The organism is Yersinia sp. SCPM-O-B-9106 (C-191) (assembly GCF_026183365.1).
Lineage (GTDB): Bacteria > Pseudomonadota > Gammaproteobacteria > Enterobacterales > Enterobacteriaceae > Yersinia > Yersinia rochesterensis.
In genome coordinates, this window is sequence record NZ_CP110791.1 from 3032987 (window position 1) to 3047190 (window position 14204).

Here is a 14204-nt window from a genome sequence, read left to right on the forward strand (position 1 = left end):
TAAATTACCAGAAAAACAATATAAAGATGCAAGTGTGTATAAATACGTATAATCCTTACCACAATCACCCAGGTGTATTGTGGCTATATCACGGATATAAAAAGCATGAGTAAATCAAAAGATATATTCCTAAACTGCTCTGAGTTCCATAATGAAAACAACTCAACGGTAGTATCCTTAACAGATAACAGTATTAACATTGAAAAGCTCCATCACGTATATACGTTACTAAAAACGATAATACGTAAAAAGACATTGCCCTTTAAAATATTGCTTAATAACTCGAATTATAAACAAATCAATCATGCTATCGATGTATTGGATGTTATGCGTCTGCTTGACCAGATACCGGATACGTTCCTGCAGTTTCGTAAGCTTCATCCATTAATTACCTGTTTCCAACAAGTACGTAAACGCTATGATTTTTATTGCAGAGTTTACAATGGCGTGATGATCAATTCAGATACGACTAATACCGCTATCATGCTGAATAAGCTGGTAACCGAATATCGTGATGAAGTGAGTAAGTCTGCTTTCAGGCAAGACCTCAGGAAATACCAGAGAAATTCAATTAAGAATCTGAAGGGGGCAACGAATTATATTCAGCATCTTTTTAATCAACATGCACGGTTGCTGGTTATTCGTCTGGACCTGTCATGGGCAAAAATACATTCAGGCAGTATTACGCCAGAAATAGCAAAGCAACAACGTCAGCAGTTGCTTCGCAATATGAAAAGAAAGCGACTATTCAAACATGTACTGGGAATGGTATGGAAACTGGAATATGGGTCAGACAGAGGTTTCCATTATCACACCCTGTTCTTCCTCGATGGTAATAAAGCTCGGCAAGATATCAGTATCTGTAAACAGTTTGGTGAGTATTGGACGTCGGTTATTACAGAAGGCAAAGGCACGTACTTCAACTGTAATGCACAGCCTGAACGTTATGTGAAGCCAGGTATAGGAATGGTGAAACATGACGATATCGATAAGCAGGAAGGACTACAGCGTGCCGTGGGATATCTGACAAAGATAGATACGTTCGCTCGTCTGGCATTACCTGGCAACATGCGAACTTTTGGCAGAGGTGAAGTGAAAGCACTCAACAAAACTACTAGGCCCGGCAGGAAGCGTGCTCAATCTTCGTAATACCTCTACAGCCCCCCCCCCCCCCCACATACCAACATGATGCCTGCGGTTCTCGTGGGCATTTTTCATTCAATGACGGAGTTCATCATGTCTGAATTTGTATTTGCGCCACACGCCATCACACGCCACGGAGAATGGGTTACCCTCTTAACCGCAGCGCAGGAAGATTACGATATTCTGTTTTGTGAATATTGCAGACTGAAAATAAGCGTTGTTATTGATGAGCTTACCGGTGTGAAAAGTTTTGTTCATACACCTGGCAATTTGGACGGTGTAAAGCGGTTGACTACCTGTTGTTTCAGTTCTGCAAATGACCGTCAGAAATCTAAGTCCGGTGAAAATGCCCAACAAACCGAGTGGGGATAATCAAACCCCGTCGACTTCCCTGTAATACCCTCAAACGACGCTGGAAATGCTGCTGGTGCAATCATCACTGGTACGGGCCCAAACAGTGCCCCGAGTGCCAAGATTGGCTGTACGCGCTACCTGCGTGATGAGAGTTTGCCTTCAGACAGTTCTGTCATAGCGGCCAGTCACCGCGTTCACTTATCCCGTCATTCTTAACATCACTGCACCAGATACGTCCGTATCTGGCCGACCTTTACGACCCGGATCTGCAGTTGGGTGCTGTAAGCCTCTTGCCATAGCGGGTACGCGGGAATCCGGGGGAGCCGCGTCATCACGCGTCCCGCCAGCCAGACGAAGCAGGTCAAGTATTTTTATACATATGAACCCTATCCTCTGAGGAGAAACGACGTCTACACATTCGACTACGCCGGTCTTCTCCCGCCATTAACGACTCAGAGGGAGAGAACAACCATGAATAGAATGAACACCGCACATACCAGTCAGTTTTCAGTCGAAGACCCACTTATCGATATGACCTTTATCACCACGTTTACCGGGATGACAGACAAGTGGTTTTACAAACTGATTAAAGACGGGGACTTTCCTAAACCTATTAAGCTGGGCCGCAGCTCCCGCTGGTTCAAAAGCGAAGTAGAAACCTGGATGCAGCAGCGTATCACCCAGTCCCGCCCTGAGTCCCTTATGACTCGTTAGCCATTAGTCGACATCACACCTTCCCCACGATTTTCGCCTACTGCTTGCATCGATATCTGCCCTCAAGGGACGGATGAGCCATGCCTGCAATCTGGCGAAAAGGAGTCATACCGTGTACGCAAAATCATTTATCGCCATCAACACAACCTTTTACGTTTGCCTCAAGCTGGCCACTGATACGTTCGGTTCGCCCTTTATATTCGATCAGCCTGAAAATGATCTTGATAATGACTCCATCATGCACAATCTTGTACCTATGTTTCGCAAGATAAAGCAGTATCGTCAGGTGATCATCGTCACTCATAATGCCAATCTGGTCGTTAACTGCGATGCAGAGCAAGTGATTATCGCCAGTAACACTGATGAGGTGATCAGCTATCGTTCCGGAGCCCTAGAATATGGTGACCATGGGGATGTAAACAGTATGCGAAAAGCAATATGTGATGTCCTTGAGGGCGGGCGGGTCGCATTTGAGGCTCGAGAGCAGAAATATGGCATGCTGTGGCTGAGTCCCCTCTGATGCCTGAGCGATGATGTTCTGAACCCGTGTTCGAATCGACCAGATCACAGCCTCGTAACTTACCGTCCAGAGCCATATTGAACAGAGCCAAATCGCGCGTCTTACCTTCCAGTTCAAGCCTGATTCGGATCCCCCAGATAAGAGATATCTGAAGTGGTCTTTTTTGGCCGACGATACGGCCTTTGTTCCTCGGTGACGTGTTCATACTCAAATCTCCTGCGGTGTGGGAGATTTGAGTATGGTTGTCCCTCATGAGCGACAAGCTGACGTAGTGACTACCATTCTGGACTGGCATGTTGCAATCGGGCTGTTCAACATTGGAATTGAAGGAATGTGCATTTATCATCAGCATCATCTATCCTGACAAATCTTTGCACTTTAGATGTACAAGCATATGCATGGTTAAGCTCACTTGGTTCAGGATATCCAACTGTCCAAATATTCTGGAGTCGTTTCTATAGATCAGACTCCTAATTAGGTTGGCAATTTACTGATGAAAAACATGATGAAATACCTTATCTCTTCTTTTGTATTCGCAATCATTTTGTGCCTTTTTTTCTTTATTCGTTTATCTGATTTTGACCTTTCAGGCTATGGGAAACAGCGAAATATAGCCTTTCAACATAATAAAGATGTTTTGCAAGGTACGTTGATTCTTCCTTCTGATACATTGAATCCGCCAGTTGTACTTATCATTCATGGTGATGGTGCTCAGGATCGTTGGTCAGAAGATGGATATATCCCGATGGTTAAGTTCCTTGTTGCACGAGGAATAGCCGTTTTTTCATGGGATAAACCCGGCGTAGGAGCAAGTTCAGGCAACTGGTTGGAGCAGACTATGACTGATCGTGCAGAAGAGGCTGCTCTGGCGTTACAAAAACTAAAACAAGAACCTGAACTGAAAAAAAGCCGTGCAGGATATCTTGGTTTTTCGCAAGCTGGCTGGGTAGTGCCGCATGTAAGCCAACTGGCGGCATCCGAGTTTGTAGTGTTGATCGGTGCTGCAATAAACTGGAGAAGTCAGGGGGTATATTATACGGGGCAACGGCTTAAACTTGAGGGGCGTTCTACTGTTGATATTCAGAATGCTAAAGAACTTGAAGCAGAGACTTTTGACAGGCAATTCACAGAAGAAACGGCCTCGCGCCCTTGCTTATCTCATTGTACGCGACAGGACTTCGAGCGCAGGAATTCTCTTGCAGATTCGACAAAAGATATCTCAGAGATGCATACACCTGTGTTAATAATGATGGGAGAGAATGATCGAAATGTGGAGACTAATGAAACATTAGCTGTCTGGGCAAAAACATTACCCGCTAATACCCCCCATTGTCTAAGGTTGATACCCAGCGCTACTCACGGCCTACTACGTAGTAAATGGTTTGACTATCAACTCCCCTCTCAATTTCCTCTCTGGAAACAGGGCGCATTTCTGTTATTAGGGGAATATGCTTATTCACCTGGGTCACTCAATGCTATTTCACTCTGGATACTTAATCAGAAGTGTAGCCAGTGAACTTCACTCTGACCGCATGTCGAAAACCAAAAGTAGAGCTAAAAAATGAATTTTTGCTCTGTTTCGTTAAAACCATTACGTTCATAAAGCCTTCGGGAACCTTCATTATCTGCAATAGCATCAATAGGTTGGCTGGAAAGAGTATTTATGAGACATGGCGAAATTCTCTTAAATAATATATTCCAGATGTATACGTTTCCTCTTTTTAAAATCACCTTCCAGACCATCCGTTATTTATATTTTATAAATTCAGCCAGTCCTCTCTTGGCACGGACTGAACTGGCTAAAAGCCCTATAGGTCTGCTATGAGCGAAGAGCAGAAGTTCGTAGTTGAGTCACCATGAATCTTGCTAACAATGCCGTGTGTCAATCAACTGGGAACAGGTCAGCGCAGTGCGCAATCCACTAGCCCATGCGCCTAAGACGAATTGGCCTATGTCTGAACTGGATGCGCTGGACATTCTTACCTTGGTTTCTCTTATTCATCGTAAGCTGGATGGCGCGCATAAAACAGCTACAACCGCACCATAGGGGGAGTTGCATGAACTTTATGGATTGGCGTATCTATCTGAAGGTCAACGCATAAGTATTTTGACGCCTTGGATGTAACGTCTTGTTTGACTATCGAGTCAAAGATGCTAGCGTGGCCCTTATATTGACATCGGCGCGACCTTGCTTAGATCGAGCATCCTATGTACTTGGATATGTATTCCCGCACCTCTGAGCCCCAGAAGAAGCTTGCTTGAGATTCAGGACTTGATTAGTAAAAAAAATGATTGAGGATAGCCATTTCTCTCTCGAAAGCATCATGGTTGATGGCATAATGAACAAGGTCAGCACTTAGGGAGCTATTATGAGTACAACCATTCAAATCCTTCACGCTTCACATGGTGACTGCCTTTTCCTTCGCCATGAGCAGGATGGATCCACCTTCAATCTATTGATTGATGGTGGGCCCGCCGAAACATTCGGTCAATTGTACGGATATGCTAAGCCCCTTCGTTTGCTTCTTGATGAATTACGAGAGAGAGGTGAGTTTGTTGACTTGGCTATTATTACTCATGTCGATGACGATCATATTGGCGGTATCCTAGAAGGCATGTCATACGATGACTATCTGCCTTCCCTAGTTAAAGAATTTTGGTTTAATTCATATGGGCTAATATCATCTGTTGTCGTTGAGCCAGATGGTAAAAAGAATGAAGTGTCAGGTGTTGCAGGAGCTGAAGTTAAGACCAGCATCTCCCAAGGTGTAACCCTGGAGGAAAAACTCAGCAAACTCAATTGGTATAATCAGGTCATTCATAATGAAATTCCTAAATTAATTAGGTCGGGATTTGAGTTCACGATATTATCTCCATCTGTAAAGGCACTCCAGCGACTTGGTAAAGCATGGGAAAGAGAATATTCACAAGCTGACAAGAAAACATCAAAAGCAGAAAGTGATCATAAGTTTCCTTTTTCTCATTTTTTCTGCGCAGATCGATTCAAATCAGATCGGTCTGTGCCGAATGGTAGTTCGATAGCATTTATATTGAACATTGGAGATATAAATTTTCTGCTTTTGGCGGATTCGCATGCAGACATAGTAGAGCAAAAACTAAAATCATTAGGTTACAGCCCAGAGAATCCGCTTGAGTGCAGTATGGTGAAAATCTCGCACCACGGTAGCAAAGGTAATACAAGCCAGAGTTTGCTTTCACTGTTATCCTCAAAAAGATATGTTATTTCGACAGATAGTTCTATATTTGGACATCCGGATAAAAGAACAATTGCTAGAATTTTAAATGCAAATGACGGAAATAATGTATATTTCAATTATGAATCAGTTATTAGAAATATCCTATTGCCTGAAGATTCTGCATATTCTGACAGATTACATGTTTGTGAAGAAAAAATGGTACTCTAAATGTCCATACATGAATATATTAGAAAACATGCTGTTAAAGTAAATGATGGGAGTGGTGTATTGATTCAATGCCTCTCCGAGGAGTTTTCCTATATCCTAACTGCTAAGCACACTCTAAAATCAGAGAATAGGGTTGAGACTTGGGATGGTCAGCTACTCACTATTTTAGAGGTTTATCCTCACAGTGAGGATTGCGCCTTATTAAAAACTCCTTTGGTCAGTGGCTTACCTCTAGTTAGATTTAAAAGCAATAAGTTTGACCACAAAAGTGAAGCGATTTTTGGGGGATTTCCTGGTTATCGTGCAAAAGAAGCCACGGCAGAGACAAGATTTAAAACTTATGAGGGTAAAATAAAGCAGCTCGACAAAGCGTTTTATTTAACATTAGAGGGACTGCCACCGAAAGCCCAAATTGAAGGAGCTTCAGGCGGCGGGGTATATCTTATTGTGAATGAAAAACCATATCTTATCGGGGTCGAGATCGAGATGGCCGGGCCACAGCCTCAAGAGCCCGGAGTAGTCTTATGCTACGATATGGCTCGATTTGATGAAATAGTGAAGGAAAATGATCTTCCGCCAATACTTCCCTCATTTTTGTTTTGTTTCAGCAGAATCAGGTCTAATACATTCAACTACACTCTGAATAGTCCAAGAGTACTCAACGCATTACGCAGACAACTCCACAACAAAGCTGAAGGCTTGGTTCACGATGGTATTCCTAAGCCTTATGAACTGTTAGCACTCTACGATAAAGGGTTGATCGTTAATGGTCAGCCTGACGAGGCCATGTATGATTTACAACTCTGGTCTGCTTATGCCGAGTTCTTTGTTCTGCATTCTTTGCTAAATGACGTAAAAGTAATGGACCTTAACTATCTAAAAAGCATGGAAAGAACAATTAGGTTCGTTTACTCGCGAAGCAAAGATGCTTGGCTTCGAGATCTGAATAATATCATATCCTCTGCCAGGAGGTTACTTGATCACGGAGGTGTTTTGGTCGTTTCCAGCGGCGATGTGGGAAGTCAACCGATTGCAGATAAAAGCTTTATAAAATATTTAGTCGAAGATATTGGGGCTCCCGCTGCTGAATATGAATACGAAGATGGTGCACGCATCGACATGGGGCTTGAGAGCGGCGATGTTCCGTTTAGTTTTGCACTTTTAGGCAGCCTTCATCGTGAATGTATCACGAGAAATGAACAAGCATTTCTGGGACTGAACTCCGCTCAGTTGATGGAACTTTTTAAGGATAAATACGTCGATGAATTTAACAAGTGCAAATAATGATCGTATTCGGGAGCTAAAAGAAAACTTTCCTAATTTTGCATTCGATTTGTTTACGGCCGGAAACTCTGAGTTTGTCAGCTGTATTGCATGTTGGGTTGAAAGCCCTGAAGTTTTAGAACACACATGGAATGCAATACAAAATGTGGTAGCGCTGCGTTACAAGTCGGAGAGAAAAATTGCCCGATGGAATGTCTACATAGCCTTCTTTTGCAGAGAACATGTAAGTCGATCGCTCAAGTTACTGATTGAAAATGATAAATTTACAGCTAGAAAATTAGTTTTCGATTCATGTTCAGAGAATCACTTTTGGAAGAAAAAAGAATTTGCTCTAGAGCGTCTGAATTATGAAATCTTTGAAGTTAATTTGACAGTTGGTCAAAGTTTTGGTCTGAAAGTCGAATACACGCCATCATCTCTCGTGTCCTACCTTAGAAATTATTCTGCTGCGACAGCAGAGGGTAAATTAGAGATGATTGACACATTACTAATGGAGCATGGCATTCATGAAAATAAAGAGAGTTGAGGTTCAGGCTTTCAGAGCTTACCTAGAGAAAGCCAATGGGACATTTGACTTTATGGTGCCGGGCCAAGATGGTATTGACGTTCCAGCAAACTTTATTTCTCTCTATGCTCCTAATGGATTTGGGAAAAGTTCATTTTATGATGCAGTAGAATGGGCTATGACTAATGGATCGGAGCGTTTCAGCGATGGGGTATTTGAAGCTGCTGCACGTGGTTCGAAGCAGGATGATGAAGCGCTTCGAATTCTGCGAAATATTGAAGCGCCGAGTGATCTTGAAACTTCCGTTTTAGTTTCTACAACAGTCCAGGACTTCTCGCGTAGCCCAGGCACTATTAGAAAAAATAGTTTCGATGTCGATTTTAAGGAAAAGAAGTTGATCGAAGGAGCCGAGGCCTATCGAACAATATTTCTTTCACAAGATGCGATAGATTATTTTATCCGTGGTATAAACCCTGAAGACCGTTATCAGGCATTCGTCAGCATATACGGTGAAGAAACCGAAATACAACGCAGAGAGGTACAGGCAGCATACTTGGGCGTGGGTGAGCAGATTGAGAAATGCAAAAATGCTGAAAAAAAATTGTGTATTGAAATTGAAGCCCCTGTTGACAATCATATTGTTGAGAGGTTCTTTTATGTAGCTAATGAATTAAGGGAGTCTGGGATTTTTCTTCAGGCATTGCCGGAGCAAATGCACGATACAAAGCTTGATGCGTTAACTAAAGAGTTGGTGACATTAGCAGCCAAAGCCCAGCACGATCTAGTTTCAATCGCAACAAGAGAGCAAGCATTAAATGAGCTTACTGAAGGATTGAGCAGCAACTCTACAGACTCAGCAGAATTGGTTCTCCAGCTTGCTAAAGAGCAAGCTTTGTTAGATGCGCTAGGAAAAATAGCTACAAGAGATGCTTTGCTACAAGTACAGGTCGGAAATGTAGCTGAAATTAATCGCTATGAAAAAGATCTTCGCCGTAATCAGTCCATACACTCTGCCGGAGAAAAATACCGCTTACTCTACGGTAAAAAATTGGGGCTTACACGAGAAGTAGAAGCTGAAAATTTGCAGCTCAGAACGATCGAAATTAGGGTACAGCAGCTAAGCACTCAAAAGAGCGAGTTACTTAAACGTCTTACGGATCTGCAGCATCGAAAAGCTACTTGGGATTTATTAAAATCCGGTGCCGCTCGTATATATGAAAGTATAGAGAAAACCACCCAAGATCAGATTAATCTTAATGCTGAATTGAGTTCTGCTTCAACAGAGTTAACTTTGCTTTCCACAAAGTTGAAAGAGCAAACTGATCTGCTTGTCGCAATAACTAAAATCCCAGAAAATGTTTACGATCTAGGTATCAGTGACTTGGCGTTGCTTGGTATCAGCGTTGATACTTACTCTGCGCTACGAGCTGCTAGGGCTGAAAACTTGCTCATTGAGAGCAGACTTGCCAGTATCAATCTCACAATACAAGATCTCGAATCGCAATCCAACGCTTTTGGGAAGCTAGCAGCTGTTGCGGAGGAGATTCTAACGACTCATCCTGGGCATAATTGTCCACTGTGTCAAAAAGATCATGGTACTTTTGAAGCCCTCAAGGAAGCGATAGATAGCAACAGCAAGTTGAAAGGTATCCTCAAGGAAAAATCTGAGCAACGAAATACATTAACCACCAACTTGGTAAAGTCTAAAAATCTGTTATCAGATAAGATTTCAGAGCTTTTGGTGCAAAGATCCGAGGTGATAAATAGGCTTGAAGTTGATATTCGCTCTAAAACAGATGGCATATCGTCTGTGACGATGAAAAAGTCTATTCTTGAGTCAAGACTCAATTCGTTGCAGCAAGAGTTGGTATCAAATAAAGCTATAGTTCTCAACTTGTCGTCTGATCAGCTATCCATAAAGGTTAATGAGGAGCTTAAGGGATTTTCGGCCAGAATTGAAACGAGTCAAGTTGATGTAAATAAAATAGAAAAAGAACTTGAGGCCCTTAGTTTGAAAAGGACCTCTGTAATCGCGAACATATCAGAAATTAATACGAGTCTAATAGGAATTGATGCCGATCAAGATTATGCTCTAGTCCTCAACTATCTTAAAGAGTTTAATTGTGCTCTATCTGGTAACGATGATGATTTTCAGACTCTGGCTCTGAATATAAAACTCGAAATAGATGGTCGTAAAGCTTTATGGTCAGAAAATGATAGTGCTATTAAATCTATTAACGAGGGATTGAAGAAAAACGATCTTCCCCTAGATAACCTACAAATAAAAAATCAACTTGAGCTTTGTGGTGAAAGAGTCACTGAATTACGTAGTAGAATAGAATCTTACAATTCAAAATTCATATCGCTTATAGGTATTTCACCAGTGGAATATCCTGATTATGAAGACCGACTAGTCGCAGCCATTAAGAATGTACTTACTCAAAAACGAAGCACAAATATCTTCGACGAAAAGTTAAGTGAGTTGAGAGCTCTACTTGAAGCTCTGACACCAGTTATCAATAGAGAGCTTTGTAGGAAGGAAATGGAGTCAATCGTTGAACGACGAATTGGTTATGAATCCTTAAAAGAAAAAATTGGTGCCGAACTAATCCTTATTAATAATGTGCTAGAGCGTCAACTTGACACCGTTTTTCAAACTGATTTGATTAATGAAATTTATAGAAAGATCGATCCTCATCCTAATTTCAGTCAGGTGAAATTTGCTTGTGGATTCGGGCTGAAGAACAGGCCTACCCTAAATATATTGGTAAAAGATAAGGAGTCCGAGAGAGAAATTTCCCCTCTACTGTACTTTAGCTCAGCTCAGTTGAATATTTTGAGCTTGAGCATTTTCCTAGCGAGGGCGTTGAATGCAAAATCTCCAACCGGGCAGCTACTTGATCTTATATTAATTGATGATCCAATTCACTCTATGGATTCAATCAATGTTTTGTCCACTATTGATTTGCTTAGGGGGATTGCTCTTAATCATAATAAGCAAATAGTAATTTCTACACATGATGAAAATTTTTACGAACTACTTAAGAGAAAAATTCCCGCTGGATTGTGCCAATCTAGATTCCTTAAGTTAAAGAGTTTAGGGCAAGTTGAGGTTGATGATTAAGAAGTGATTCAGGTGATGATCCCGGGGCTTTGATATCTCAAGCCTCGGAGCTGATTTTAACTGAGTCTACTCCCTGAAAATTAAGAAAAAGCTGATGCAATAACCTCTATTTAAGACTCGTAGTAGAAGGAAGTGTAAGCATCCCTGTAATCCGGACCATTCACTTTTAGAGATCTTCCGACATACTGATTATGTCCCCTGAGGAGATCGCCATGCGTAAAGCCCGATTCACCGAGAACCAAATCATCGCCGTTCTGAAGTCCGTCGAAGCTGGCCGGACCGTCAAAGATGTCTGCCGTGAAGCCGGTATCTCAGAAGCCAGTTATTACAACTGGAAAGCGAAATTTGGCGGTATGGAAGCCTCTGATATAAAAAAAATGAAAGATCTCGAGGACGAAAATCGTCGTCTCAAACAGATGTTTGCCGATCTAAGTCTTGAATGCCGGGCCCTGAAAGACGTTATCGAAAAAAAGCTTTAAAACCAGCGATAAAGCGTGAACTCGTCAGCTATCTGACGGCGCAATTTGCCATGAGTTTACGCCAGGCGTGCAGGACATTATCGCTGAGCAGGACGGTGTATTTTTACCAGCCCGATACCCGGCGTGATGAACCGGTGATCCAGATGCTGACTGAGCTGGCAGAGCGCTACCCGCGTTATGGTTTTAAGAAGCTTTTTCAGTTACTGCGCAGGCAGGGTAACGCCTGGAATCATAAACGCGTTCACCGGATTTACTGCCTGCTGAAACTGAATTTTCGTCGTAAGGGAAAACAACGGCTGCCAGTGCGTAACCCTGCACCACTAGCGACGCCGCAAGCGTTAAACCAGAGTTGGTCCATCGATTTTATGCACGATGCGCTGGTCTGTGGCAGACGTTTTCGGACCTTCAATGTAGTGGATGATTTTAACCGTGAAGCGCTGGCGATAGAAATCGATCTGAATATCCCGGCTCAACGTGTTGTCCGGGTACTGGAGCGGATCGTGGCAAACCGCGGCTATCCACTGAAAATGCGGATGGATAACGGACCAGAACTGATCTCACTGGCGCTGGCACAATGGGCCGAAGAGCATAGTGTGCAGCTAGAATTTATTAAGCCCGGAAAACCTACACAAAATGCTTTTATCGAACGTTTCAACCGGACATACCGGACAGAAATCCTGGATTTTTACCTGTTCAGAACACTGAATGAAGTACGGGAAATTACAGAGCGCTGGCTGACGGAATATAACAACGAGCGGCCTCATGAATCGCTGAACAACCTGACGCCGGAAGAGTACCGGCTGATTGCTGAAAAACCGGAACTCTCAAAAAGTGTGTGGAACTAAAACAGGTGTGCTTACAGTCGCATTCATCGGTGCAACGCATTGTTAGCCATTAAGTTCACCTACGCTTGAACTTTCTTTTTTGAGATTCGATGCAAACAATGCAGCACTGACCGCACCGGGATGAAACCCAATCTGTTCACAACTATAAATCTGAAGCTGAACCTTTCCATTGCATGACTCTACACCATTTCTCGTCATGTCTAGGTAGCTTCCTTCAAGCATACGTTCACGGCCTACGACAGCAATAAGCACTCCTCGTGCTGGCCGGCCAGTAAGCAATTCATAAATTTCCAGCTTTTTCGCTATCAAAGATCCGTAAACTGTTGCGTCCATATACGGTTTACGTAGGTAATGGACGTCAAGAATAATGTCTTCAGATAAATCATCATCCTGTCGAAGGGCGTCCAGAGTTAGTGATGTGGCGTCCCTAGTAAATTGGACTTGATGCTCAAAAAAAAGATCATACTCCTTTTCAAAGTGAGCTATAGCCACATGGTACAAAGCGAAATTGAGAACTTCAGATCTTGTGGCGGCATGCTTTACTACTCGTTCATCGGCAGGTTGTGCCACCGATTTTTCTGGCTCAGGAGTGCCCACCTTCTCTTGAACAATGAGTGCTTTCAGCTCCTCTAATTTTTCCGCTATCAGTGTTACGTGAGAATCAACGAGTAAGGCTTTGTACTGTTTTAGTGCTTTTCTGTCGATGACATTCGCATGCGCCATCTTGTGATGTTTGTCGCAGAGGACAATGAGATTCTCTTGCTTGTTGTTGTTTCGATTTTCATCAATGTGGTGAATCTCGAGATATGTGTGCTCATTGCAGCCCTTTATTGAGCAGCAATGTCCAGATTCAACTTCCACCGATCTGCGAAGGTCCGCAGGAATGGATGGGCGAGGTTCCTCGTAAATATGCTTTGACGTCACAGGCTATCTCTACCTTGATTCATTGTTGGCTAGCATTTATATGGCACGCTTTCTTTGGTTTGACCAAATGACATTAATTAATTAAAACATTGATTAATATGAATTAATTATAATAAATCATTGATAGCTGCGACCAAACGTACTGAAAAATTGTTACTTCTATTAGGTCAGTTATTTTTAGGTTTGCCCAAGCTAAGTATCTAAATTAAAATGTTTTATCTACTTCAGCAACACATAAATATGTCTGTTGATTTGAGCAAAGCATGCCTGTTCTCCGGTAAAATAAAAGCACTGTGTTTTTGTCCATATATGCACCCAAAGTTCGCTACTGGCACAAAACGGACTGACGTAAGGCTTATGTCCACTAAGAGCGAGGAGCGGAAGTCAGCTGTGCTTGTCTGTGTTGATAGTAGTTACTGTTGATTTCGTGTGATGATTAAGGGATGCAGGTCCTTTAGGTGGGGAGGAGTCAATTAGCCGTCCTGACAGCCTGTCATGCATCATCAAGAATAACTTACATATACAGCGGATGAAAAGGCCTTGTGGCAATGAGACAGCCTCCCCTCTGCGCATACAGATCATGCCCGTTGTCATCCAGGCAAACCGCTACAACGACAGCGTTGTTGGAGTTGTAAGCATTGTGGAGTTAAGGTAAGATGAAGATATATACGTATAGGAGAGTATCGATGAGCCTGTCCGAACTTTATGAAATTGCGGAAACCGTTACTTTTGGGCCTGAAGAAAACCGGGCGCTTGAAGAAAAGTTGCGTGAAATTGAGCATGAAGCCAATGTCCGCGGTAAAATCATGACGGAAGAATTCCTGTCTCGCTCATATAGTCTTTAATCTATTCATCTAAAGCAGCCTCTGGCTGCTTTTTTATTGTTA

12 protein-coding genes and 2 pseudogenes are annotated in these 14204 nt (G+C 42.6%); 12 read left to right on the forward strand and 2 right to left on the reverse strand.

Annotation, left to right across the window (positions count from 1 at the left end; translation table 11 throughout):
- The first annotated feature begins 105 nt into the window (after positions 1-105).
- The 4 genes and pseudogenes from OP863_RS13860 to OP863_RS13875 all read left to right on the forward strand — a co-directional run.
- On the forward strand, positions 106-1149 hold the full coding sequence (locus OP863_RS13860) for an inovirus Gp2 family protein (RefSeq protein ID WP_263700432.1): 1044 nt from the start codon (positions 106-108) through the stop codon (positions 1147-1149).
- An 87-nt stretch (positions 1150-1236) separates the two neighbouring features.
- A complete protein-coding gene (locus OP863_RS13865) occupies positions 1237-1515 on the forward strand; it encodes a hypothetical protein (protein WP_263700431.1) in 279 nt (92 codons plus the stop codon).
- A 462-nt stretch (positions 1516-1977) separates the two neighbouring features.
- Entirely contained in the window at positions 1978-2211 is a 234-nt protein-coding gene (locus tag OP863_RS13870) for a helix-turn-helix transcriptional regulator (RefSeq protein ID WP_263700728.1), read from the forward strand.
- 145 nt (positions 2212-2356) lie between these two features.
- A pseudogene (locus tag OP863_RS13875) lies at positions 2357-2731 on the forward strand (hypothetical protein); the annotation flags it as partial.
- Between the two features lie 37 nt (positions 2732-2768).
- Here the strand turns inward: OP863_RS13875 and OP863_RS13880 are convergent.
- Positions 2769-2936 (reverse strand): annotated as a pseudogene (locus tag OP863_RS13880) (integrase); the annotation flags it as partial.
- A gap of 288 nt (positions 2937-3224) precedes the next feature.
- Here OP863_RS13880 and OP863_RS13885 point away from each other — a divergent pair.
- From OP863_RS13885 to OP863_RS13915, 7 genes are all read left to right on the forward strand, one after another.
- Entirely contained in the window at positions 3225-4247 is a 1023-nt protein-coding gene (locus OP863_RS13885) for an alpha/beta hydrolase family protein (RefSeq protein WP_263700430.1), read from the forward strand.
- Positions 4248-4640: 393 nt separating this feature from the next.
- Positions 4641-4778 carry a TIGR02391 family protein gene (locus OP863_RS13890; RefSeq protein ID WP_233276336.1) on the forward strand — a complete coding sequence of 46 codons (138 nt, stop codon included), beginning with the start codon at positions 4641-4643 and terminating at the stop codon, positions 4776-4778.
- 322 nt (positions 4779-5100) lie between these two features.
- Complete coding sequence (locus OP863_RS13895; RefSeq protein ID WP_040000606.1) at positions 5101-6156, forward strand: MBL fold metallo-hydrolase; 1056 nt, start codon at positions 5101-5103, stop codon at positions 6154-6156.
- Positions 6157-7440, forward strand: a complete 1284-nt coding sequence (locus OP863_RS13900; RefSeq protein ID WP_263700429.1) for an ABC-three component system protein — start codon at positions 6157-6159, stop codon at positions 7438-7440.
- Entirely contained in the window at positions 7418-7966 is a 549-nt protein-coding gene (locus OP863_RS13905) for an ABC-three component system middle component 1 (protein WP_263700428.1), read from the forward strand. Before OP863_RS13900 ends, OP863_RS13905 begins: the two co-directional genes overlap by 23 nt.
- Positions 7947-11069: a hypothetical protein gene (locus tag OP863_RS13910; protein WP_263700427.1), complete on the forward strand. Its 3123-nt coding sequence runs from the start codon at positions 7947-7949 to the stop codon at positions 11067-11069. The genes OP863_RS13905 and OP863_RS13910 overlap by 20 nt, the downstream gene beginning before the upstream one ends.
- A 212-nt stretch (positions 11070-11281) precedes the next feature.
- A protein-coding gene (locus tag OP863_RS13915) for an IS3 family transposase (RefSeq protein ID WP_263700426.1) occupies positions 11282-12393 on the forward strand; the annotation gives its coding sequence in 2 pieces (ribosomal slippage) (positions 11282-11543 and positions 11543-12393; 1113 coding nt in all).
- A 42-nt stretch (positions 12394-12435) separates the two neighbouring features.
- Here OP863_RS13915 and OP863_RS13920 read toward each other — a convergent pair.
- The gene (locus OP863_RS13920) at positions 12436-13254 is read right to left on the reverse strand and encodes an HNH endonuclease signature motif containing protein (protein ID WP_263700424.1); all 819 of its coding nucleotides are present in this window, start codon (positions 13252-13254) and stop codon (positions 12436-12438) included.
- A 749-nt stretch (positions 13255-14003) separates the two neighbouring features.
- Between OP863_RS13920 and OP863_RS13925 the strand changes: the two genes are divergently transcribed.
- On the forward strand, positions 14004-14162 hold the full coding sequence (locus OP863_RS13925; protein ID WP_263700423.1) for a hypothetical protein: 159 nt from the start codon (positions 14004-14006) through the stop codon (positions 14160-14162).
- Positions 14163-14204: the final 42 nt, after the last annotated feature.

Bases quoted from the DNA above. Each gene is read 5' to 3' on its own strand.
- OP863_RS13870 (WP_263700728.1), top strand. From the start codon at position 1,978: ATGAACACCGCACATACCAGTCAGTTTTCAGTCGAAGACCCACTTATC.
- OP863_RS13895 (WP_040000606.1), top strand. From the start codon at position 5,101: ATGAGTACAACCATTCAAATCCTTCACGCTTCACATGGTGACTGCCTT.
- OP863_RS13900 (WP_263700429.1), top strand. From the start codon at position 6,157: ATGTCCATACATGAATATATTAGAAAACATGCTGTTAAAGTAAATGAT.
- OP863_RS13925 (WP_263700423.1), top strand. From the start codon at position 14,004: ATGAGCCTGTCCGAACTTTATGAAATTGCGGAAACCGTTACTTTTGGG.
- OP863_RS13885 (WP_263700430.1), top strand. From the start codon at position 3,225: ATGAAAAACATGATGAAATACCTTATCTCTTCTTTTGTATTCGCAATC.
- OP863_RS13910 (WP_263700427.1), top strand. From the start codon at position 7,947: ATGAAAATAAAGAGAGTTGAGGTTCAGGCTTTCAGAGCTTACCTAGAG.
- OP863_RS13860 (WP_263700432.1), top strand. From the start codon at position 106: ATGAGTAAATCAAAAGATATATTCCTAAACTGCTCTGAGTTCCATAAT.
- OP863_RS13905 (WP_263700428.1), top strand. From the start codon at position 7,418: ATGAATTTAACAAGTGCAAATAATGATCGTATTCGGGAGCTAAAAGAA.
- OP863_RS13865 (WP_263700431.1), top strand. From the start codon at position 1,237: ATGTCTGAATTTGTATTTGCGCCACACGCCATCACACGCCACGGAGAA.